The sequence below is a fragment of the Paraburkholderia sediminicola genome, from assembly GCF_046026895.1.
Taxonomy (GTDB): Bacteria; Pseudomonadota; Gammaproteobacteria; order Burkholderiales; family Burkholderiaceae; genus Paraburkholderia; species Paraburkholderia sediminicola_C.
Genome location: NZ_JAQQEU010000001.1, coordinates 1 through 22,742, shown reverse-complemented (window position 1 = coordinate 22,742; position 22,742 = coordinate 1). Strand labels below are relative to the sequence as shown.

The window sequence follows — 22,742 nt, the reverse complement described above, 5'->3', positions numbered from 1 at the left end:
GCTTTTCTGCACCGGTCGATTTCGATCTCAGCGGGTACCCGAAAGATCGGCAGATCGCTCAGAAAAATACGGCCTTGTTACGGCGTGCCGCATTCGCTTAGCTTTAGCACGTCGACTGTTTCACGCGGGTGTTCGAGCACGACCGACCAATCGCGCTGAATGGTCCGCAGTTCCTTCACTGCGTCGAACCATGACAAGCTCGTGAGCGTTTGAGCTCGTTCGGTATGCTTGGTATTCGCCTCCAGCTGGCAGCCGGCGTTGCTGCTTGGAAGACGAGGTCTGGGCGGCAACCTCGGATGATTCGTACATGGCCGCTCAGGTTGCACAATCTACGTCGAATTGCAGACTTCAACTATGTCAGCCCGGTCCCAGTTGCGCACGCTACTCGGCCTGCACGGCCCTGATGCCCGCAGCGACTGCCACCTCCTGATACCGAATTGTCTCGCGCGGCAGGACGCCTTCATCTGACCGCCAATCGTGCGTGTGCTATGGGACGGAACGGCGCGGATCTTTTGAACGAGCCGATCATCGCAACGGCTACGAGTGTTGGCCAATGCTTATCAAAATGCGATGGATAAGCGCCGTACAATGAGTTAATATGTGCGTCCAAAAGCAGAGAACTCTGTCCACCGGTCCGCAAGAATTCACTAACTAACTCGAACGAGCCACTGGGGATGCTGATCGAACAGTTCACAGATCTAACCCACTCCCAGCGCGATCGACTCGCGTTTGTGGAGTTGCGCGTGCGCTTCATTGGCGAGATACGTCGTCAGGATCTCGTGACGCGGTTTGGCATCCAGTCTGCCGCCGCCTCAAGAGACTTGGCCCTGTATAGGGAGTTGGCTCCAGGCAACATCGACTACGACTCCAAGGGCAAGTCTTACGTCCTTGGGCAGGAGTTTCAACCGGTCTTCGACTTTCCCCCGGAGCGGGTGCTGTCGTGGCTGACCCAGGGGTTCGGTGACGGCGAGCCGATGCAGCTCAAGGCATGGATGGCCAGCGAGAGCCCGTCTCGGCTCACGCCCCCCGATCTGGAGGTGCTCGCGACCGTGACCCGGGCGATCTACCAGCAGTGTCCGCTCCGCATCGAGTACCACTCCATCTCTAGCGGGCGCACTGAGCGCGAGATCATCCCCTTTTCACTGATCGATACCGGTCTGCGCTGGCACGTTCGCGCCTTCGACCGTAAGACCAGAGAGTTCCGGGACTTCGTCATCACCCGGATCAAGCGCCCTATCCTTGTAAAGGATGCGGAAGTACAGCCTCATGAGCGTAGCGACCAAGACATCCAATGGACCCGGATCGTCGAGCTGGAGATGGTGCCGCACCCCGATCAGCCCCGTCCCGAAATTACTGAGATGGATTACGGCATGGTTCGCGGGGCGTTGCGAATGAAGCTCCGCGCTGCTACTGCGGGATACATCCTCAGGCAGTGGAGCGTCGACTGCTCGCCGGACCACCGCCTACGCGGCCACGAATTCCGGCTCTGGCTGAATGACCACCTGGCACTATACGGCGTCACGAACGCGGTGTTGGCACCGGGCTATCGCTCGCCCGAACAGAACAAAGGAAACCAATAACGTGGCTTACGATTCAAAACGCGCGCTGGAACTTCTCAGAATCGGCTCCGGGCGTCCGCATGCCACCTTCCGTGAAGGCCAAGAAGATGCCATTCGTTACGTTGTCGAAGGTAAAGGGCGCCTGTTGGTTGTTCAGAAGACCGGTTGGGGCAAGAGCTTCGTTTATTTCATCGCGACTAAGCTGCTGCGTGAGTCTGGCGCCGGGCCAGCGTTGTTGATTTCTCCGCTGCTGGCGCTGATGCGAAATCAAATCGCCGCAGCTGAACGCATGGGAGTTCGCGCCGCCACGATCAACTCCGACAACATGGACGACTGGACGGCGGTCGAGGCCAAATTGGCGAAAGGTGAAATCGACATTCTTTTGATCTCGCCTGAGCGGCTTGCAAACGAGCGCTTTCGCACGCAAGTGCTGGCAGGTATCGCCGCGCAGGTTTCCTTGCTGGTAATCGACGAAGCGCACTGCATCTCCGATTGGGGGCACGACTTTCGCCCTCACTACCGACTTCTGGAACGGATCGTCAAGACGCTGCCACCCAATGTTCGGCTCCTCGCGACTACGGCAACGGCGAACAATCGGGTTATGGAAGATCTCGCTGCGGTGCTTGGGCCCAAGCTCGATGTCTCCCGAGGCGATCTCAATCGCTCGTCACTCTCTTTACAGACAATCCGTCTGCCAAGTCAAGCCGAGCGTCTTGCATGGCTGGCAGAGCAACTCACGCTGCTTCAAGGCCACGGGATCATCTACACATTGACGGTCCGCGACGCTAATCAAGTCGCTGAATGGCTGAGGACGCAAGGCTTCAATGTAGAGGCCTATACCGGCGAAACCGGCGACCGTCGACACGAACTCGAACAGGCGTTGCTCAACAACCAGGTTAAGGCGTTGGTTGCCACAACGGCTTTGGGTATGGGCTATGACAAGCCCGATCTGGCGTTTGTGATCCACTACCAGATGCCGGGTTCAGTGGTCGCGTACTACCAACAAGTTGGCCGTGCGGGACGTGCGCTGGACTCTGCCTACGGGGTGCTGCTCAGCGGTCAGGAGGAGTCCGAAATCACTGATTGGTTTATTCGGAGTGCTTTCCCGACCCGTCGGGAAGTCGCCGATGTCCTGGGGGCACTCGAGAAGGAGCCCAATGGCCTGTCCGTCCCAGAGCTGCTGAGTCGGGTCAACCTGAGCAAGGGGCGCGTCGAGAAGACGATCGCATTGCTCTCTCTGGAATCGCCAGCGCCCATTGCCAAGCAAGGCACCAAGTGGCAGCTCACGGCGGCAACGCTGAGCGAAGCTTTTTGGGATCGAGCGGAGCGACTCACTGCGCTGCGACGGGATGAACACCAGCAGATGCAGGATTACGTCAGTCTGCCGTTCGGCCACCACATGGGCTTTCTGATTAAGGCGCTCGACGGCGATGCGAGCGGTGTCATGGAGCCTGCTTTGCCTCCACTGCCAACAGCAGCAGATGCCGAACTGGTGAAGGCGGCTGTCGCATTTCTTCGTCGAACCAGCTTGCCCATAGCGCCGCGCAAGAAATGGCCTGATGGCGGGATGCTCCAATACGGCGTCAAGGGACTCATTGCGCCCGACCATCAGGCTGAGTCCGGCAAAGCGTTATGCATTTGGGGCGATGCCGGCTGGGGCGGCTTGGTACGGCAAGGCAAATATCACGATGGTCATTTTTCCGATGAGCTGGTTTTTGCCTGCGTGCAGATGATTCAGGAGTGGAATCCGCAGCCGGCCCCGGCGTGGGTGACTTGCATTCCTTCATTGCGGCATCCCGATCTGGTACCGAATTTTGCGCAGCGCCTGGCTGCCGCGCTCAACCTGCCGTTTCATATGGTCATTGTGAAAACAGATGCAAGACCTGAACAAAAAACGATGGCAAACAGTACCCAACAGGCGCGCAACATTGATGGCTCGCTTACACTCAACGGCCAGGCTATCCCTCCAGGCCCGGTTCTCATGGTTGATGACATGGTCGATTCGCGCTGGACGCTCACGGTGTCTGCGTGGCTCCTCCGCAAGGGCGGTAGTGGCGAGGTTTGGCCGATCGCCCTCTCTCAGACAGGGCACGACGAATGATGTCAGTCCTTTCATCTAACACGCAGGCGATTCTGCTGCTGACGGCGCCGCTTATTGCCGGACGTGGCGCTGCGTCCCCTGATCTGCTCTCGCCCGGCGAATACAAACGCCTCGCCCGCCATCTGCGCGAGATTCAACGCCAGCCAGCCGATCTATTTTCCCCGGACGCAACGGAAGTGCTGCGTGCGTGTCACCCGGTGATTGACGAAAGTCGCCTGCAGAGGTTGCTAGGACGAGGATTTCTGCTGAGCCAGGTGATCGAGCGTTGGCAAGCACGCGCCATTTGGGTGGTCAGTCGTGCTGACGCAGAGTATCCGCGCCGGCTGAAAGCCCGGCTCCGTGAAGATGCGCCCGCGGTGCTCTATGGGTGTGGAGACATGAGCCTGCTGGAAACAGGTGGACTTGCCGTCGTCGGATCGCGCCATGTGGACGACGCCTTGATCGACTACACGATGTCCGTTGGGCGACTGGCTGCACGTGCTGGCAGAACGGTTGTCTCCGGCGGGGCAAAAGGCATCGATCAGGCCGCCATGCGTGGTGCGCTTGGAGCGGGGGGCAAAGTCTGCGGTGTTCTAGCCGACAGTCTGGAAAAGACAACTATGAACCGCGAGCACCGCAACCTGCTGCTGGACGGTCAACTAGTTCTGATTTCGCCTTACGACCCGAGCGCCGGATTCAACGTTGGCAATGCCATGCAGCGGAACAAGCTAATTTACGCCTTGGCCAATGCCTCCCTCGTGGTGAGTTCTGACTTCAACAAGGGCGGTACTTGGGCGGGTGCGTCCGAGCAGCTCGATAAGCTCAAGTTCGTTTCAGTCTTCGTTCGATCGACCGGTGAGTCTTCCGCAGGACTGGATGGTTTGCGAAAGAAAGGTGCACTTCCGTGGCCGAGCCCGCAAGACGTGGATTCATTCGAAGCGGTGTTCAACGTACCGATATCGACGTCGACGGACTTTCCACAGGAGGGCCTCTCGCTGTTTTCGAACGATGGGGCATCAGCAACCGACGCCTTGCACACAGCACCCGTACCCCAGACCGAGAGCACGCCATCGGAATCTGTCGACGTTGGTTCAGGTGCGCAACCACGAGCCGCGGCATCTGTAGAACTGCCTCCAGTCACAGCAGAAGAAGGTTTGCCGATAGTCGAGGCCAAAGAATCTCCACAGACGGCATCGCCCCCAGCTGAAGTGCTCTTCGCAGCCGTGCGCAAAGCCATTCAGCAGCTCTTGAGTGCGCCGATGAAAGAAGCCGAAGTGGCCGCCGCACTGGAAGTCTCAAGCGCGCAGGCCAAGACATGGTTACAGCGTCTGGTAGACGAAGGTGTATTGGAAAAACAGAAGAAGCCAGCAGGCTACGTCGTCAAGTCGAAGCGTCTGTTCGAGTAATCGATGGAGACCAAACAAGAACACAAGCCGCAGTGTGACGGCATCGATATGGAAGGTCCATCCGCTTGAGTAACCAACAAATCACCCTTAGTCAGCTCGAAGGTCACCTTTGGGAATCCGCCAATATCCTGCGTGGTCCCGTGGATGCGGCTGATTTTAAAACCTACATTTTCCCGCTGCTGTTCTTCAAGCGTATCTGCGACGTCTGGGACGAGGAATATCAGGATATCATCGACGAGACCGGCGATGAGCAACTGGCTTGGTTCCCGGAGTCTCACCGCTTCCAGATTCCGGAAGACTGCCACTGGAATGACGTCCGCACCAAAGCCAGCAACGTGGGTGCAGCGCTGCAGCGCGCAATGCGCGAGATCGAAAAGGTCAATCCCGAAACGCTGTATGGTGTGTTCGGCGATGCACAGTGGTCGAACAAGGACCGGCTGTCGGATTCGCTGCTCAAGGACCTGATCGAACACTTCTCTAGGTTGTCGTTTGGAAACAAGAACGTCAACTCGGACCTGCTCGGTGATGCCTATGAATACCTGATCAAGAAGTTCGCGGACGCTACCAACAAGAAGGCCGGCGAGTTCTACACTCCGCGTAGCGTGGTGCGGCTGATGATCGACATTCTCGATCCCAATGAAGCCGAGACTATATACGATCCGGCTTGCGGGACCGGTGGCATGTTGCTCGCTGCCGTCCAGCACGTCAAAGAGATGCACGGCGACGTCAAACGTCTTTGGGGCAGGCTTTACGGACAGGAAAAGAACCTCACCACCTCATCCATCGCACGGATGAACCTGTTTCTGCATGGTATCGAGGATTTTCAGGTGGTGCGGGGTGACACCCTGCGCAACCCTGCCTTCTTCGAAGGCGATAGGCTGGCCACTTTCGACTGCGTGATTGCCAATCCGCCATTCTCGCTGGAGAAGTGGGGCGAGGACCTATGGTTGAATGATCCCTTTGGTCGCAACTTTGCTGGTTTGCCGCCCTCCTCGAGCGGTGACTTCGCTTGGGTGCAGCACATGGTCAAGTCGATGGCTGATGTGACCGGCCGGATGGCCGTGGTGCTCCCTCAAGGAGCACTTTTCCGCAAGGGTGTTGAGGGCAGTATCCGCCAGAGACTGCTGGAGATGGACTTTATCGAGGCCGTGATCGGGCTCGCGCCCAATTTGTTCTACGGCACCGGGCTCGCTGCGTGCATCTTGGTCCTGCGCAAGCGCAAACCGGCCAAGTACAAAAAGAAGGTGCTGATCGCCGATGCCTCACAATTGTTCCGTCGAGGCCGCGCGCAGAACTATCTGGAGCCCGAGCATGCAGCGGACATCCTTGGCTGGTATCGTGACTTCTCCGATGTGCAGAACGCAGTCCGGGTGGTTAGCCTCGACGAGATCAAAGCCGAAGACTGGACGCTGAATGTCTCGCGCTACGTGCTGCCGCCGCTTCAAGAAGACATTCCTCCGATGCCTGACGCGATCGCGGCGTTCAAGGATGCGCTCACCCGCTGTCGCGAGGCCGAAGGAAGGCTCGCGAAAGTCATGAGTGAAGGGGGATGGCTGTAATGAACCGCCTAAGCAAACGAATCAATCAGCAAGAACTGGAAAGCTACCTATGGGGCGCCGCCGTGCTGCTGCGCGGCCTTATCGACGCCGGTGACTACAAGCAGTTCATTTTCCCGTTACTGTTCTACAAGCGCGTCTCGGATGTTTGGGACGAAGAATATCAGGTGGCGCTGGCCAACTCAAATGGCGATCTCTCCTACGCCCAGTTCGCCGAGAACCATCGTTTCCAAATCCCTCTGGGTGCGCACTGGGATGATGTGCGTCAGGTCCCAAAGAGCGTTGGCGCCGCGATTCAGAAGGCCATGCGCGCGATCGAGACAGCCAACCCAGAATTGCTTGACGGCATCTTCGGTGACGCACCGTGGACCAACCGCGAGCGTTTGCCTGACGAAACGCTGAAAAATCTCATTGAGCACTTTTCGACCCAGACGCTGTCGGTGGCTAACGTGCCAGAGGACGAGCTAGGCAATGCCTATGAGTACCTGATCAAGAAATTCGCGGACGATTCGGGACATACCGCAGCCGAGTTCTACACCAATCGCACCGTCGTCCACCTGATGACACAACTGCTGGCTCCGCTGGCTGGCGAGTCGATATACGACCCTACCTGCGGCACCGGCGGCATGCTGATCTCGGCGCTGGACGAAGTGAAGCGCTCCGGCGGCGAATATCGTACGCTCAAGCTCTACGGGCAGGAGCGCAACCTCATCACCTCGTCCATCGCCCGCATGAACCTGTTTTTACACGGCGTGGAGGACTTCGAAATCATCCGTGGCGACACGTTAGCCGACCCGAAGCACATCGACGGTGACCGCCTGCGCCAGTTCGATGTGATCTTGGCAAACCCACCGTATTCCATCAAGCAGTGGAACCGCGAGGCTTGGAGCAGTGACAAGTGGGGCCGCAATACCCTTGGCACCCCGCCGCAGGGCCGTGCCGATTACGCCTTCCAACAGCACATAATGGCCAGCCTCACGGCCAAAGGCCGCTGTGCCGTGCTCTGGCCTCACGGCGTGCTGTTCCGTAATGAAGAGCAGGCAATGCGCGCCAAGATGATCGAGAAGGACTGGGTGGAGGCCGTGATCGGTTTAGGTCCTAACCTGTTCTACAACTCCCCGATGGAGTCGTGCGTCGTCATCTGCAATCGCGACAAGACGGCTACACGCAAGGGCAAAGTGATCTTCATCGACGCGGTTAACGAGGTCACCCGAGAACGTGCACAGAGTTTCCTCAAATCCGAACACCAAGAGCGCATTCTTACCGCTTATAAAGACTTTGCGGATGTGCCTAGCTTCGCAAAGGTCGCCACTCTGGCTGAGATCGGCCGCAATGCGGGCAATCTATCGATCCCGCTGTTTGTGAAGCGCGTAGCCACCGCCCCTGCAACAGATAGCAACGGCGATGTTGTATCGCTGAGTTCCTCGTGGGAGAAATGGCAAACGAATGGTCGGGCTTTCTGGCCGCAGATGGACGCGTTCGTGGAAACGCTGGATGGACTGATCACAGGAGACGTCTGACGTGTCTGATAATAAGAACTTCAAGGGCTGGAAGGTCTGTCGCTTTGACCAGATAGCGACTAATGTCAATGTCCGCATCGACAACCCGTCCGAGTCCGGTATGGAGCACTACGTTGGCCTCGAACATCTGGATGCCGACTCGCTGAAAATCCGCCGCTGGGGGACGCCCGACGATGTCGAAGCAACCAAGCTGGTGTTCAAGAAGGGGGACATCATTTTCGGCCGGCGCCGCGCTTATCAGCGCAAATTAGGCATAGCTGAGTTCGACGGGATTTGCTCGGCGCATGCTTTGGTGTTGCGGGCTAAGCCTGAGGTCGTGCTTCCAGAATTCCTGCCGTTCTTCATGCAGAGCGATTTGTTCATGAGTCGCGCGGTTGAGATTTCTGTTGGTTCGCTGTCGCCAACAATCAACTGGAAAACGATGGCTATGCAAGAGTTTGCGCTGCCACCGTTGAATGAGCAAAAGCGAATATTGGAACTATTGGAAGCGCTTCAGGTATCGCTGCACGCTTACGACCATGCGGCAGAGTCTGCGAGGACTTTATTGTCCTCCGTGGTGACAGAGAGGATGGCTACAGCTGCGACGAATTATGGTCGTGCCAAGTTTGGTGATGCCTGTGTGCGCATCACAGACGGGACTCATCAACCGCCGAATTTTTCAGAGTCAGGAGTTCCTTTTCTTCTCGTCTCCAATCTGTCTTCAGGAAAGATCGACTGGGAAGTCCAAAAATGGGTATCTGAAAGCGAGTATCAAACGCTAACAAAATCGTTCAAGCCGCAACAGGGTGACGTTTTGCTTACGTTAGTTGGGAGTTATGGTGTCCCAGTCTTTGTAAATTGGGATAGACCGTTTACGTTTCAGCGCCATATTGGCATCCTACGTTCAAACGAGTCAAAGATCAGAGGGGAGTATCTGTACCACTTTCTGAACTCACCTAATGGGCAGTGGCAATGCGCGAGGGGAGCCGAGGGACTGGCTCAAAAGACGATTACTCTCGCGTCTCTCAAGGCGTTCGAACTTCCCTTGCCGCCGCTCGAAGTGCAGGACCGTTTCATTGATGAGATTAGCGAGTATGTAAGTGTTGTAGATTCCGTGGAAAGTCGTAGACAAGAGAGCGCGACTGCTTTGCGCACCATTCGCGAGCTGGCACTCGGAGGACTGCGTGTTTAACGAATCCAACGCTGTCGAAGCATACGTCCGCGACCTGCTTGCAGGCCCTGACAACGCTGCGTCTGCCGATGTTATTCAAACGTCGGCGGCCAGCTACGCGCAGAGCTCAAAAGGCATCGGCTGGCGCTACGCCAAGCCCTCTGACGTGCCAAGACAAGTTCAGGAAGTGCTCGTAGAACAGTGGTTGCGGAATGCCCTGATCCGGTTGAACCCGGAGATCGCCGCTCTGCCGGAGAGAGCAGACGAGGTGCTCTACAAGCTGCGCGCCATCGTGCTGTCGGTGCGTTCGGACGGCTTGATCCGCGCCAACGAAGAGATGACCGCCTGGATGCGCGGCGAGCGTTCTATGCCATTCGGCCGGAACAACGAGCACGTGCCGGTACGGCTGATCGACTTGGATGATCTGTCGCAGAACCAGTACATCGTCACACAGCAATTCACCTACCGTGCAGGACCTACTGAGCGCCGCGCTGATCTCGTGCTGCTGATCAATGGTTTGCCGCTAGCGCTGATCGAGGCCAAGACGCCCGTTAAGAAGTGCATCAGCTGGGTCGATGGCGCGGTGCAAGTGCATGATGACTACGAGAAGTTCGTGCCCGAGCTGTTCGTCTGCAACGTGTTCTCGGTGGCCACCGAGGGCAAGGCGTACCACTACGGTTCCATTGGCTTGCCGGTCAAGGATTGGGGCCCGTGGCATCTCGATGGCGACGGCGATGACGGCCAACACCACCCGTTGAAATCACTGAAGCTGTCGGCCGAAAGCATGCTGCGGCCACACGTGGTGCTGGACATCCTTGGCAGCTTCACTCTTTTTGCCACGGACAAAAAGAGACGCCGCATCAAGATTATCTGTCGCTATCAGCAATACGAAGCGGCCAACAAGATTGTTGAGCGTGTACTGGCGGGCTACCCCAAGAAGGGCCTAATCTGGCACTTCCAGGGTTCGGGCAAGTCGCTGCTGATGGTGTTCGCCGCGCAGAAGCTGCGTATGCACGCCGGGCTGAAGAACCCGACGGTGCTGATCGTGGTGGACCGGATCGACCTCGACAGCCAGATCACAAGTACCTTCACCGGAGCGGATATTCCCAATCTGGAGAAAGCCGACAGTCGGGAGAAGCTGCAGCAATTGCTGGCGCAAGATGTGCGCAAGATTATCATCACGACAATCTTCAAGTTCGGCGAGGCCACGGGCAGCCTGAACGACCGCAGCAACATCATCGCGCTGGTGGATGAAGCCCACCGCACACAGGAAGGTGACTTGGGTCGCAAGATGCGCGAGGCCCTGCCCAATGCCTTTCTGTTTGGCCTAACCGGCACGCCAATCAACCGCGCTGACCGAAACACTTTCTACGCGTTTGGTGCCGAAGAGGACGAAAAGGGCTACATGAGCCGCTATGGTTTCGAGGAATCGATCCGCGATGGCGCCACCCTGAAATTACACTTCGAGCCGCGCCTGATAGATCTGCACATCGACAAGGCAGCCCTCGATGCTGCCTACAAGGACTTGACCGGTGGCTTGTCGGACCTTGACAAGGACAACCTGGCCAAGACCGCCGCCAAGATGGCAGTCTTGGTTAAGACACCCGAGCGCATCCGCAAGGTGTGCGAGGATATTGTCGAGCACTTCCAAACTAAGGTAGAACCCAATGAGTTCAAGGGGCAGATCGTCACGTTCGATCGGGAGTCCTGCCTGCTGTTCAAGATCGAACTGGACAAGCTGCTGCCGCCCGAGGCTACCGAAATCATCATGTCGGTGCAGGCGTCCGACAAGAAGGATCATCCGGAATACGCCGCTTATGACCGCACACGCGATGAGGAAGAGCGGCTGCTGGACCGTTTCCGCGATCCCGCTGACCCGCTTAAGCTGATCATCGTCACTGCGAAGCTGTTGACCGGCTTCGATGCGCCCATCCTGCAGGCTATGTACCTGGACAAGCCGCTGCGCGATCACACGCTGCTCCAGGCAATTTGCCGGGTGAACCGCACTTACTCAGAGCAAAAGACGCACGGCCTAATCGTGGACTACCTTGGTATCTTCGATGACGTGGCGGCGGCGTTAGAGTTTGATGACCAAAGTGTCAAACAGGTGGTCAGTAACATCCAGGAACTCAAGGACAAGCTGCCCGAGGCGATGCAGAAGTGCCTGACATTTTTCAGCGGCTGTGACCGCACACAGCAAGGCTACGAGGGTCTAATCGCCGCGCAGGAGTGCCTACCGAACAACGAGGTACGAGACAATTTTGCCGCCGAATACAGCGTCCTTAACAAGATCTGGGAGGCACTGTCGCCAGACAGAATGCTGGGACCTTATGAGAAGGACTACAAGTGGCTGTCGCAGGTGTACCAGTCGGTGCAGCCCTCAAGCGGCCACGGTAAGTTGATCTGGCATTCGCTTGGCGCCAAGACAATCGAGTTGATTCACCAGAATGTGCATGTCGATGCGGTGCGCGATGATCTCGACACGTTAGTGTTGGACGCAGATCTGCTTGAGGCGGTGCTCTCTAATCCTGAGCCGAAGAAAGCCAAGGAAATCGAGATCAAGCTCAAGCGCAGGCTCCGCGGCCACGGAGGCAATCTCAAATTCAAGAAGCTGTCGGAACGTCTGGATGCGTTAAAGGATCGATTCGAATCAGGTCAGGTGAACAGCGTTGAGTTCTTGAAACAGCTGCTAGAGATCGCCAAGGAAACACTGCAAGCCGAAAAAGAGGTCCCGCCTGAAGAAGATGAGGATCGCGGCAAGGCGGCGCTGACCGAGTTGTTCAACGAGGTCAAGACGGCCGAGACTCCAATCATTGTGGAACGCGTGGTTGCGGATATCGACGAGATCGTGCGTCTGGTGCGCTTCCCCGGTTGGCAGGGAACGCAAGCCGGCGAGCGTGAGGTGAAGAAGGCACTGCGCAAGGCCCTCTTCAAGTACAAGCTGCACGCGGACGAGGAGCTTTTCGAGAAGGCGTACAGCTACATCAGACAGTATTACTAAGGCGGTAGGATCTGCGACAAGTCTCTGCTTTTTTATGAAGCTTCGGCTATTAGAACTGCAGAATTAAGCATGTGATCGGGACGTGACGCATTTTATTTCGGCTGGATATTTGCTAACAAGCCCAAGACGACCATGAAATCGAACGCGTTACGACACCTTAATAGGAGTTCAGGATAACTGTTTGTACCCGATTCTTTCGTCGAAGTGATGGAGCTTTTTTCCGTCGGCAACGAGAATGCGCTGAAGGGAGCACTTTGCAGGCCGGGATCTGCAATAAGCGCTTCGAGCAAGCGTCGGACATCTTCCTGTCTGAGTAGGCGAACCGATTTCGCTAAGCCGGAACGGCTTACATCGAAAGCTAAACTGGGTGCACCTGTCTTTAACCAATCTAGATAGTCGGCCCAAGCCTGCATCATCGTTACGCGATCGTCAAGGAATCTAGTCCGGTTGTACGCGGCGCCAAGTGTATCGGGAACTCTATGGGCGAGCTGATGCTCGATGACTTCGGCGGGGAATCCAAGGCGCTCATGCAGAATTGTTCGCGCCATGGCCCGGAACCCGTGACCTGTGATCTCGGTTTTCGTATCAAATCCGAGCCTGCGCAACGCGGCGTTTATTGCTGCTGCGCTCATCGGTTTTCTGCGATCGCGCCCGGGAAATACAAAGCGCCAGCGCCCTGTCAGCGTGTGAAGCTCTCGTAGGATCTCGATCGACTGGGTAGCTAATGGCACCAAATGTTCGGTCTTGGTCTTGGAGATGATGTAACGCCACTCGCCTTGATCAAAATCGAATTGCGACCATTCCGCCTGCCGTAGCTCTCCGGGGCGGACAAACAGCAGCGGTGCCAGCCGTAATGCTGCCCCGACGACGGGCGTACCTGTGAACCCGTCGAATGCCCGCAACATCTCGCCCACCTTGGCAGGGTCCGTGACGGATGCAAAATGCGTGTGCCGATTGGGTCGTAACGCCCCACGCAGATCAGCGCTTACGTCACGAAACGCGCGCCCAGTTGCTACCGCGTAGCGGAAGATCTGGCCGCAGGTTTGAAGGATGCGGTGCGCAGTGTCATTGGCGCCGCGCGATTCGGCGCGTCGCAACACCTCGAGCACTTCGGGCGCCGTGATGTCTGCGATTGGGCGAGATCCAAGCCGTGGAAGCACGTCCTTCTTGATCCGCCCAATGACTTTCGTTGAGTGGCTGGGGGCCCACGTGGGCGCTTGCATCTCGAACCATTCAAGCGCAACAGCCTCGAATGTATTTGCCGCATTGAGTCGGGCGAGCCGCTTCCTCTCCTTCTTGGCTTGACCTGGGTCGATTCCGTCCGCGAGTATCGCCCGCGCCTCATGGCGCTTTCTGCGGGCGTGCGCGAGCGTCACGTCAGGATAGACACCAAGCGCCAGTCTCTTCTCCCGGGCGTTGAACCGGTATTTGAGGCGCCAGTATTTTCCGCCGGACGGGGAAACTTCAAGATACATTCCGCGCCCGTCCGAAATTCGGTACGTTTTTTCTCGCGGTGCGGCACGGCGAACTTCCAGGTCGGTAAGAGGCATGAGGCACCTCCGTCTATGTCAGGCACCACGAAACCGTTAGTCGTGTCTCACGTGATGCCAACGGACCGGATTCCGTCCGACCCGGATCATTCAGTTCAACGGCTCAAACTTTATCTTCGCTTGCTCAAGCAACCAGGCTTCGATGTTGTCGTGCCATTTGCGCAGCAGGTCGAGAGGGCGACGGCGGTAATGTTTCTCAGCAATTGCGGACGGCTTATGTCCTTGGATTTGTGCGACAACGCCGACCGGAACTTCCACCCACTCCGACAGCGTGCCAAATGACCGGCGCAGGCCATGCAACGAAATGTGCGGCAAACCTGTCGGCGCCAACGCTCGATTGTGCGCATGCCGCGGCTCGGCTATTTTTCCGTCCGACGCGGTTTTGCTGGCGAACACCCACTCAGGCGGCTCCCACTGCTGGCCCCTGTCAGAGAGACGAGCAGCTTGGCGCTTATTTGGGGGCATTTCGTTTAAACGCTGAAGATTCCGCAATAGGCTCGCCAAATAGGGCGTGAGCGGAATTGTCCGGCCGCCAGTGCCTTCTACTTTGTCGTTCATGGTCAAGCTGCGCCAGCGGAAGTCCACGTCTTCCCAACGCAGTGCGGCCAGCTCTTCCCGACGGGCGCCGGTGATCAAGAGGCCTTGAAGGTATGCGCTGATTACGGGATTGGCGATGCCACGTACTGCTTCGAACCAAATGGATAGCTGTTCGCGTTGAAGGCAGTCGTCCTTTGCGACACTTCGAGGAAGAATCCCCTTTACCTTGGGAGAAGCGTAGGCATCAGGGGAGACAATTCCCGCGAACGTCTCGTGGGTCTGGCTCCATCGAATGAAGGCTTTAAACAGCCCGAACGCATGAGCTGCATTGGTCGGTCCTCGGGATATTTCGACCTCGAGCCAGTCCGCCATGCAAGCCGCCGTGATGTCTGTCAGGCGGTGCGTCAGCAGCGGCGCCAACGGCCCCCGTACCTTTTCTTTGCCGCCGCGCTTGGCGATGCCGCCACCCGGCGACGATAGGTTGATATGGTCGATGATGTATCGCTCCGACCGAGGTTTCTTGGTTTTCGGGGAGATTTTCGTCCGAAGGTGCTCGAGGTATTGTTCCCATGCTTCGCCGACCGTCACATCCTGACGCTTCTTGGCAGTCTGTCGCGCTTCGTGAGCTGCCTTCTGCTCGGCCTCGCGCTCCCTCGGATCGGTGCCACGGTCGATGAGCGTTTGGAGGCTGCGCGCTCGTTCTTGCGCCTGATCGATGGTCCAACTCCGTGGATCGCCAATGGTTATCCGGACGGTCGAGCCGTGTATTTTCCCTTGGAAGACATACGCCTTGGCTCCTCCAGCTGTAGCGCGCAAACCTAGCCCCGGTGTCTTGCTGTCCCACAGGAACGACTGCGACTTATCGTCGGCGCAGCGATGCGCCTCTACCCGAGCTGCAGTGAAATTGACCTTCGCCATCCAGCCACCCTCATTTTGTCAGCAATTCCGTGTAACCGCTGTGTAACCGGATTATGCGGCAATGGAGGTATCTGAATCAACAAGCCCGTGCAGGTCAGTGGCGAATTATTGTTTGAAATACAATGGGTTACGGTTTATCGGCAATGCTAATCCATCTCAAGAAACCTCGACTTGTTCGTATTCGCAATGCGAAGGTCGGGAGTTCGATCCTCCTCCTCCCACCACTAACAGTTCTTAAGATGTCCGAGAAAGTCCGAAAACCCCGCAGCCAGCAAGGCTCGCGGGGTTTTTTATTTCCAGCAACGTCCAAGCTGTTCCATTGACATCTGCCCCCGTGGGGGGAACACTCTCGGGGCAACCTTTCGCCCATGCAATGCTGTATTCCCCAAATGCCTCTGACCGAAACCTCCATCGGTGACAGTGTAATATGTCGCCCGTCGCTCAGGCTAATGGCGAGCACCAGCGGATCGAGTACTGGTTCGGCAGTGGTGAGAAAGAGTGTCGCCCAGCATTCACCCGTGATTGACGTTTGCGGCTGCAAGTTGGCTGCGGTAGCAAGCTCGGGCCGTGCTTGTCGCGGTAGTGAGCCCGGACTCGGCGACGGAGCAGAAACTCTCCGGGAAGAACCACACACGGGTCGAAGCGGCAACGCGCGGTTGTTGGAATAGCGACGGAGCGCTTTCGAGTCGGATCGGGGCACACAGAGCGAACCTTAGTCCATCGGAAACTGCCGAGCTTCGCGTTTTTGGACGCAACGCGCGGTGTACCCATGAAGGAGTGAAAATGGCATTGACCGACATAGCGGTTCGCAACGCCAAATCGAGAGACAAACTCTACCGTCTGTTTGACGAGCGCGGCATGTACTTGGAAGTTTCCACCACGGGGGGCAAGTGGTGGCGCCTCAAATACAGATTTGGGGGCAAAGAGAAGCGGCTCTCTCTCGGTGTCTATCCCGACGTGAGTTTGAAGGACGCGCGGGATCACAGGGATGATCCTCGCAAACTGCTGGCCAAGGGTATCGATCCGAGTATTGAACGCAAGGTGCAGAAAGCGGCAACGGTCGAGCGTGCAGCGAACAGCTTTGAAGCTGTGGCGCGCGAATGGTATGCACGACAAGCACCGGGCTGGGCCCCCAGCCACGCAGAAAAAATCATGGGACGCCTGGAGAAGGACGTGTTCCCATGGCTGGGTGGTCGGGCGATCGCGGAAATCAAAGCCCCTGAAGTGCTGACTGTGCTGCGTCGGGTCGAAGCACGCGGCGCGCTCGATACCGCTCATCGAGTTCATCAGAATTGTGGCCAAGTGTTCCGATATGCGGTCGCGACTGGGCGGGCGGAGCGAGACGTAAGTGCTGACCTAAGAGGCGCACTCCCACCCGCGCGACACACCCATTTCCCATCCGTGACGGAGCCCGCCGAAGTCGCGGGCTTGCTGCGGGCACTCGACGGCTTTCAAGGAACCTTTGTTGTTCAGTGCGCTTTGCGTCTCGCTCCGCTGCTGTTTGTCCGTCCCGGCGAGCTGAGAACGGCGCAATGGACGCAATTCGACCTAGACAAAGCACAGTGGCGTTACACCGTTTCAAAGACGAAGACCGAGCACCTTGTACCACTCGCGACTCAAACCGTCGTGATTTTGCGCGATTTGCACGCGCTGACGGGCCAACGCAAATATGTCTTCCCAGGACGTGACGTTAAGAAGCCGATGAGTGGCGCCGCGATTAACGCTGCCCTGAGGCGAATGGGGTTCGATACCAAAGAGGAAATTACCGGCCACGGCTTTCGAGCGATGGCACGCACGATCCTGCACGAACATCTGCGCTTTCCGAGCGAGGTGATCGAACATCAGCTTGCGCACAGGGTCCCTGATGCTCTCGGCACGGCATACAACCGGACGAAGTTCATTGACGATCGCATCGCGATGATGCAGCAGTGGGCCGACTATCTGGACAAGCTGAAAGCCGGCGCAAACACCAACCCGGTTTAGAACTAACGAGAGATGAGGCGGCAACCGGAGCGTTATCGCGACCGTGTCAGGCCGAGCAGACGCATGGCCGATGCCGAACCCGGTGAGCTGAGAGCGACACCCGGCCAGCAAGCCGCTTAAAAACGCGTTGGACAGGGGCTGGCCTCGAGCCGACGCCAGATCTAGTGCACGCATTCACGGGCATGACTCGGCTCCTAGCCGATCACTCGACCACCGCCTCCAAGCCCCTTCGATCGCCGTTGCAGTCTTGGACCGTCCTCCTGAAATTCCCCTAATTCGCCTTCCGGCCATGCTGCGCTCGCAAATGGCATGCAGTTATTCCGGTGTGTTCCGGGGAAATTCACTAGGAGCAAAACATGGTGGCACAGATCCAACTCGGACTAACGATCCTGCGACGCAGAGAAGTAGAAGTTGCGACCGGGCTGTCTCGTTCTACGATCTACGCACGTATCAGAGATAAGACATTTCCGGCTGCTGTCCAGCTAGGGCCACGCGCTGTCGGCTGGCGAGCAGCTGATATTGACGATTTTCTCACCTCACCCGCCACTTATCGCGCGGAGAATTAAAGAAGAGTTTGGGCTGCCTTCCTGAAATTTGCCTAATTCGCCTTCCGACCCGCCTGCGCTCGCAAATAGGATGCACTCAGCGTAACTCAACTCAGAGGAGCGTTACTCAACCCGGAGTGGCTCTGCATGCCGATGAGTCACTCAGCTCATTCAGGGGTAACAATGATTTTGCTGGTCGCAGCAGAAAAAGGGGGCGTAGGCAAATCGACGATTGCCACGAATCTGGCCGTGCATCTGGCCACCAGGGCGTGGACGTCGTCCTCCTCGATACTGATGGGCAGGCGACTGCGGCCCGGTTTGTCGAGCGGCGGGATGAGGCGGACCACACGCCCGTTGTGCCGTGCGTCCAGCGCACGGGCGAGGTTGTCTCGACGCTGCGTGACCTTGCACGTCGTTATCAGGTTGTCCTTGTTGACGCAGGCGGTCGAGATTCGCACGAAATGCGCTCTGCAATGGCTGTTGCGAATCTGCTGCTCGTGCCAACCAAGGCCAGTCAGGCGGACCTGGAGACGTTCCCGAAGGTCAACGAGTTGATCGGTCTAGCGCGCGGACTGAATCCGGAATTGAAGGCAGCTGCGGTCCTGTCCATGGCTCCATCCAACCCGGTAATTCGTGAAGTCGAGAACGCAAAGGAGCTGTTGGCCGAGTTCGACCAGCTTGAACTGGCCGACACAATCATTCGGGACCGCAAGGTGTATCGCGATGCGCTGCTGGCCGGCAAGGGAGTCACCGAACTCGACAACAGCCAGGCGCGCGCGGAGATCCAGCTTCTGGCGCAGGAATTTTTCGACCTTAGCTGACAGGATTCACATGACCAGCAAATTTAAGCTCCCACTGCCTGCCGCAACAACCGAGCCGCCTCCGTGCAGCACCGAAGAATTCGCCGGTAGTGCCGGATTGGTCCGTTCGCAACAGCAACCACGTCCCCTGAAACCGATTCGTCTAAACCTGGATCTCACGCCCGATCTGCACGAGCGCGTGAAGCTTCGAGCAGCCGATCTGCGGTTCACGGGCGCGCAGTACGTGCGCGCGCTGATAGTGAAAGACCTGCAAGACCGAATACTGGATTAACTCAACTCAACTCAACTCAACTCAGCTCAGCTCAGCTCGACTCGACTCGACTCGACTCGACTCAACGCTGAGTGACTTAACTCAACTCGCGTGGCCCAACTCATGGGAGGGGGCGTATGCAGAAAACGCTGGAATATACGGTTTGCCGTAACCATCGAGGTATGCCGCTGATCACGCTTGATTCTCAGCTGGGCAACGGACAGGAAATCAAACCTGAAACACTCCCGGCGCTCGCTTACGCAGAACTGGCGGCAACATGTTGGGTGGACTACCGACTGGCATCAGTGTATTTGCACGGACTTCTCGAACATAGTCTGTTCGATGTCGGTGGCTCGTCGCTGCCCCTTGCAGGTTGATGCGATCATGGATAACCGAGTCGAATTTCTGAACATCCGCCAGCTGGCCGGCATCATGAAGCGAGTCGGCTCAAATGACCGCGATGACAAGGATCGCTACAAACGCTGGTTTGCGCCACTGATTGCGCATGCTGTGAAGGACTTCGGTGCAGGTCGCACCGAAGTCCTGGCTTCTTCGCTCGATGATCTCGCGCTGGATCATCCTAACTTCAGCGAGATCATTGGCTGGATCGAGGCAGAACTGGCCTTTGGCGGTGCCGCCGGTCATGGGCTGGACTTTCAGCGGATCCTGCTCGTCGGGCCGGCGGGCTCGGGCAAGACCACCTTTTGCCTGGAATTGGCGAAGGTGCTGGGCCTGCCTGCGGAAGTCGTCGCAATGAACCAACGTCAGACCGGCGCGATGCTGGGCGGGAGCGACACCCACTGGGGAAACACCCAGCCTGGTGCGGTGTTCAAGCTAATGGCGCATAGCACCGTGATCAACCCGATTCTCGTGCTCGACGAAATCGACAAGGCTATGGCCTCGCACTACAACGGTCAGGATCCGCTATCGAGCCTGTATACGCTCCTCGAGCGGTGCACGGCGGAACGCTGTGCAGACGCGTCGTTTCCCGAGGTCCGTATCAACGCCGCGCATATCAACTGGATCGCCACGGCGAACGACATTACCGACCTGAGTGCGCCACTCCGCTCGCGCTTTAATGTCTTCGAGATCCGGCCGCTTCACGAGGCCGAGATGGCCATGCTGGTTGGCCGGATGTACGGCCGGCTGCTGGACGAACACCCGGCTGTCCGTACCCGGATCGCGCCGGTTCTACCCGATGCCGTCGTGGGTGTACTCGTGGCGGGGCTTGAAAGCGGGCGGGACGTCGATCGCCTTTTGCGCATGATGGTCGGCCGCGCGCTGCACACCGGCGGGCAGATCACGCCGGCGATGATTCCCGCAATGAAACAAGAACGCGCGAGCGTGCGCATGGGGTTTGTGTGATGAGCAAAGACAAGATTGATCAACTCGTGGATGCAGTTCTTGCGGACGATGACGCGGGCGTGAATGCGGCCGAGGATGGCCTGTTCGAGGTGGATCACCAGATCCACGCGGCGATGAAAACCGATGACGACGCAATCGCAGTCGACGCAGCGCATGAACGCCTAAGAAGCCCTGATGCCGTGGTCAATCGCTTGTCCGATGTTGAGCGCATGGTCCTGCATATGGAGCGGCGCGTGCAGAAGCTGGAAAGCCGGATCAATGAAGCCCGCGAGGTCGACAGAGAGAAGGAGAAGGACTTGCTGACGCAGCGTGTCCAGTCGTTGGAAAACAGCGTGAAATTGCTTCAGCGTGGCATGCTCGATAAGGCGAAAAAGGTCGAAGATTTGAAGGTCCAAAATGCCATCCGCGACGGCCAAAGTATGCACGGCTGGAGCGAGCGGCAGCTTGCGAAAGCACGTGAGGCCGTGATCGAAGCGCTGCTCGAAGGCGGCGAGCGCTTCGAGTGGATGAATGCTGCCCAAATCCAGGAGTATGGCAATGGTTTGCTGGATTACCCGAGCCCAGACCGCGACATCGAGGCGCCGGATTTCATCGTGCTCGACGCGCTACCGGAAGTATTGCGAAGCCACTTCATGGCGCAGTTCCCACCCGTGGCGAGTCTGATCCGCAACGACGGCCTGCCAGCCCTGGCCCTTGCGCGACATGAGAACTGGCGAACGTTCGCGGGAACATTGGCCTGATACCAACGTCATCAATTCATTGAAAGAGAAAACAAATGACCCAGGAAATCGCGAAAACCGTGTCGGGCGAACAGACCGCGAAGCGGGCCGAGATGATGCAGATCGCTTTTCTCGCCGTCCTTTTCACCCTTCCGCTGATCGGTATGTTCTTCGGGGCATTCATCGCCCTTACCACTGCCGGCCGGATTTTTGCACGTAGCGGGCAGGTCGGCAAAGATCTGACCGTGGCCACAATCGCCACAGCCATTGGTGCCTTGGGAATGCTTCTATCTTGGTTCTGGATGTTGAAAGGAGGTGGCATCCTCGCCCTGATCGTGGACTTCGCTTTCAACTTCTGGATCCTGCGCCGGATCGTCATGGGGAGCTTGCGTCATGTATGGGCCTGAGCATGGGAAAGCCATTCGATGACGCCAGCCAGTGGATCCCGCTACGCCAAGAAGGCAACGAGAGGGTGATTTTCGGCATGCTTTTCTCGACCGGGGAAACGTTCGACGCGAACGACGCACGTACGACGGCTGAACGGTTGTTTTCGGTTGGAGTGCGGCCCGTCCACGTCTCAATGTCCAAAGAGATCATGCCGTCTGCCGGCGATCGGATGCCCCTGAATCACCGGATACTTCGGCCTTGGCGGGCAATCGGAGTTGGAGAATGACGCGATACTTTCTAACTACTGAATGTACTTCCCTCGACAGAAGCCAGCTTATCAGTCTTGCAATCGTGGGGGAGGACGCGCGCGAGTTTTACGGTGAATTAATTGATTTCGAGCGTCCGCTGTGCAGTGAATTTGTGCGCGAGGTTGTTTTGCCGCAGCTCAGACGGTATTCAAGCAGAGCCATGTCGCCTGCGCAGCTGCGAATCGATGTACTGCGTTGGATGTACAACGTGCCCGATAGGTCGCGCCCGATGCTCTGCTACGACTTTGAGGGAGATTGGCAATTGCTCGAACACCTGCTCGGCGGGTGCTTTCCAAAATATTGGAAAACGGAAAACGTTTGGAACAAGCGCGACGCGTACGAGCACGAAGCCTATTTCGTAGCCACCGGAGAAAGTGCCCACCACGCGCTGCATGATGCCCGCGCGAACCTGTATGCGTTCAACCAACTCCGTCACAGGCCCAAGGCTCTGCCGTGGGTCGTGCCCACGCTAGCCGATGTGAGGCTCGGCGACGATGTGCAGGCCGTTATTTTCGACGCATTCGGTACACTCTGTCGGATTGCGAGCCCGCGCAAGCCATTCCTTCGCCTGTTTAATCTGGGCGCGAGAAGAGACTTTTGGCCCGCGCGAGAAACCGTCATGACGCAGCCTTTGGATTTGCGCGAAGGAGCCGCGGCGTTGAGACTCCATCCAAGGTCGGAAGTCATGGAGGCGCTGGAATCTGACCTCGCCGCGGAGCTTGCGAGCATTGAGCTTTACCCGGAAGTTCCCGATGTACTTGCCGGCCTTCGTGAGCGCGGTATCAAAGTCGCGGTCGCGTCCAATCTGGCAAAGCCATACGCGGCCCCGCTTCTCGCGCTGCTCCCGGTTGGGCCAGATGTATTCGCCGGGTCGTTCGAAGTAGGCTATCTGAAGCCAGATCGTCGGATTTTTCGCTGGACGTGTGAGCAGCTGGGTGTCTCCCCTGAAAACGCGCTCATGATCGGTGACTCTTTGAGGGCGGACTACCGGGGCGCACGGGCCGCTGGTATGCAGGCAATCCACCTACGGCGTCAATAGAAATAAGGCAACGAAGGCTGAACATATACCGGCCGGATGCGGATACCC

General features: G+C 57.6%; 17 protein-coding genes and 2 pseudogenes. 17 read left to right on the top strand and 2 right to left on the bottom strand.

The window, feature by feature from the left end; translation table 11 throughout:
* Window positions 1-674 precede the first annotated feature (674 nt).
* From PQR02_RS00095 to PQR02_RS00065, 7 genes are all read left to right on the top strand, one after another.
* The gene (locus tag PQR02_RS00095; protein ID WP_408223638.1) at window positions 675-1,580 is read left to right on the top strand and encodes a helix-turn-helix transcriptional regulator; all 906 of its coding nucleotides are present in this window, start codon (window positions 675-677) and stop codon (window positions 1,578-1,580) included.
* Window position 1,581: 1 nt separating this feature from the next.
* Complete coding sequence (locus tag PQR02_RS00090; RefSeq protein ID WP_408223635.1) at window positions 1,582-3,660, top strand: RecQ family ATP-dependent DNA helicase; 2,079 nt, start codon at window positions 1,582-1,584, stop codon at window positions 3,658-3,660.
* Window positions 3,660-5,045 (top strand): DNA-processing protein DprA, encoded by a 1,386-nt coding sequence (locus PQR02_RS00085; RefSeq protein ID WP_408223631.1) that lies wholly within the window; start codon window positions 3,660-3,662, stop codon window positions 5,043-5,045. The genes PQR02_RS00090 and PQR02_RS00085 overlap by 1 nt, the downstream gene beginning before the upstream one ends.
* A 65-nt stretch (window positions 5,046-5,110) precedes the next feature.
* A complete protein-coding gene (locus tag PQR02_RS00080) occupies window positions 5,111-6,604 on the top strand; it encodes a type I restriction-modification system subunit M (protein WP_408223628.1) in 1,494 nt (497 codons plus the stop codon).
* Window positions 6,604-8,121 (top strand): type I restriction-modification system subunit M, encoded by a 1,518-nt coding sequence (locus tag PQR02_RS00075; protein ID WP_408223625.1) that lies wholly within the window; start codon window positions 6,604-6,606, stop codon window positions 8,119-8,121. Before PQR02_RS00080 ends, PQR02_RS00075 begins: the two co-directional genes overlap by 1 nt.
* Window position 8,122: 1 nt before the next feature.
* Complete coding sequence (locus PQR02_RS00070; RefSeq protein WP_408223622.1) at window positions 8,123-9,292, top strand: restriction endonuclease subunit S; 1,170 nt, start codon at window positions 8,123-8,125, stop codon at window positions 9,290-9,292.
* Window positions 9,285-12,272, top strand: coding sequence for a type I restriction endonuclease subunit R (locus PQR02_RS00065; protein WP_408223619.1), 2,988 nt, complete (start codon window positions 9,285-9,287; stop codon window positions 12,270-12,272). The genes PQR02_RS00070 and PQR02_RS00065 overlap by 8 nt, the downstream gene beginning before the upstream one ends.
* Window positions 12,273-12,640: 368 nt before the next feature.
* Here PQR02_RS00065 and PQR02_RS00060 read toward each other — a convergent pair.
* Window positions 12,641-13,822, bottom strand: a pseudogene (locus PQR02_RS00060) (tyrosine-type recombinase/integrase); the annotation flags it as partial.
* 90 nt (window positions 13,823-13,912) lie between these two features.
* Window positions 13,913-15,277: a tyrosine-type recombinase/integrase gene (locus tag PQR02_RS00055; protein WP_408223616.1), complete on the bottom strand. Its 1,365-nt coding sequence runs from the start codon at window positions 15,275-15,277 to the stop codon at window positions 13,913-13,915.
* Window positions 15,278-16,060: 783 nt separating this feature from the next.
* Here PQR02_RS00055 and PQR02_RS00050 point away from each other — a divergent pair.
* The 10 genes and pseudogenes from PQR02_RS00050 to PQR02_RS00005 all read left to right on the top strand — a co-directional run bounded on the left by PQR02_RS00050 (window position 16,061) and on the right by PQR02_RS00005 (window position 22,694).
* Window positions 16,061-17,260: a tyrosine-type recombinase/integrase gene (locus PQR02_RS00050; RefSeq protein ID WP_408223613.1), complete on the top strand. Its 1,200-nt coding sequence runs from the start codon at window positions 16,061-16,063 to the stop codon at window positions 17,258-17,260.
* Between the two features lie 356 nt (window positions 17,261-17,616).
* Complete coding sequence (locus PQR02_RS00045) at window positions 17,617-17,826, top strand: helix-turn-helix transcriptional regulator (RefSeq protein ID WP_408223610.1); 210 nt, start codon at window positions 17,617-17,619, stop codon at window positions 17,824-17,826.
* Window positions 17,827-17,952: 126 nt separating this feature from the next.
* Window positions 17,953-18,039, top strand: a pseudogene (locus PQR02_RS00040) (hypothetical protein); the annotation flags it as partial.
* Between the two features lie 35 nt (window positions 18,040-18,074).
* A complete protein-coding gene (locus PQR02_RS00035) occupies window positions 18,075-18,626 on the top strand; it encodes a ParA family protein (RefSeq protein ID WP_408224672.1) in 552 nt (183 codons plus the stop codon).
* Window positions 18,627-18,636: 10 nt separating this feature from the next.
* A complete protein-coding gene (locus PQR02_RS00030; protein ID WP_408223607.1) occupies window positions 18,637-18,897 on the top strand; it encodes a hypothetical protein in 261 nt (86 codons plus the stop codon).
* A 116-nt stretch (window positions 18,898-19,013) separates the two neighbouring features.
* Window positions 19,014-19,253: a hypothetical protein gene (locus PQR02_RS00025; protein WP_408223604.1), complete on the top strand. Its 240-nt coding sequence runs from the start codon at window positions 19,014-19,016 to the stop codon at window positions 19,251-19,253.
* 7 nt (window positions 19,254-19,260) lie between these two features.
* Window positions 19,261-20,241, top strand: coding sequence for an AAA family ATPase (locus PQR02_RS00020; protein ID WP_408223601.1), 981 nt, complete (start codon window positions 19,261-19,263; stop codon window positions 20,239-20,241).
* A complete protein-coding gene (locus PQR02_RS00015) occupies window positions 20,241-20,981 on the top strand; it encodes a hypothetical protein (protein WP_408223598.1) in 741 nt (246 codons plus the stop codon). The genes PQR02_RS00020 and PQR02_RS00015 overlap by 1 nt, the downstream gene beginning before the upstream one ends.
* Window positions 20,982-21,016: 35 nt before the next feature.
* A complete protein-coding gene (locus PQR02_RS00010) occupies window positions 21,017-21,367 on the top strand; it encodes a hypothetical protein (RefSeq protein ID WP_408223595.1) in 351 nt (116 codons plus the stop codon).
* A 262-nt stretch (window positions 21,368-21,629) separates the two neighbouring features.
* On the top strand, window positions 21,630-22,694 hold the full coding sequence (locus PQR02_RS00005; protein WP_408223592.1) for an HAD family hydrolase: 1,065 nt from the start codon (window positions 21,630-21,632) through the stop codon (window positions 22,692-22,694).
* Window positions 22,695-22,742: the final 48 nt, after the last annotated feature.

Coding starts and splice junctions, on each gene's coding strand:
- PQR02_RS00075 (WP_408223625.1), top strand. CDS start 6,604: ATGAACCGCCTAAGCAAACGAATCAATCAGCAAGAACTGGAAAGCTAC.
- PQR02_RS00030 (WP_408223607.1), top strand. CDS start 18,637: ATGACCAGCAAATTTAAGCTCCCACTGCCTGCCGCAACAACCGAGCCG.
- PQR02_RS00020 (WP_408223601.1), top strand. CDS start 19,261: ATGGATAACCGAGTCGAATTTCTGAACATCCGCCAGCTGGCCGGCATC.
- PQR02_RS00095 (WP_408223638.1), top strand. CDS start 675: ATGCTGATCGAACAGTTCACAGATCTAACCCACTCCCAGCGCGATCGA.
- PQR02_RS00010 (WP_408223595.1), top strand. CDS start 21,017: ATGACCCAGGAAATCGCGAAAACCGTGTCGGGCGAACAGACCGCGAAG.
- PQR02_RS00025 (WP_408223604.1), top strand. CDS start 19,014: ATGCAGAAAACGCTGGAATATACGGTTTGCCGTAACCATCGAGGTATG.
- PQR02_RS00055 (WP_408223616.1), bottom strand. CDS start 15,277: ATGGCGAAGGTCAATTTCACTGCAGCTCGGGTAGAGGCGCATCGCTGC.
- PQR02_RS00085 (WP_408223631.1), top strand. CDS start 3,660: ATGTCAGTCCTTTCATCTAACACGCAGGCGATTCTGCTGCTGACGGCG.
- PQR02_RS00050 (WP_408223613.1), top strand. CDS start 16,061: ATGGCATTGACCGACATAGCGGTTCGCAACGCCAAATCGAGAGACAAA.
- PQR02_RS00045 (WP_408223610.1), top strand. CDS start 17,617: ATGGTGGCACAGATCCAACTCGGACTAACGATCCTGCGACGCAGAGAA.
- PQR02_RS00015 (WP_408223598.1), top strand. CDS start 20,241: ATGAGCAAAGACAAGATTGATCAACTCGTGGATGCAGTTCTTGCGGAC.
- PQR02_RS00005 (WP_408223592.1), top strand. CDS start 21,630: ATGACGCGATACTTTCTAACTACTGAATGTACTTCCCTCGACAGAAGC.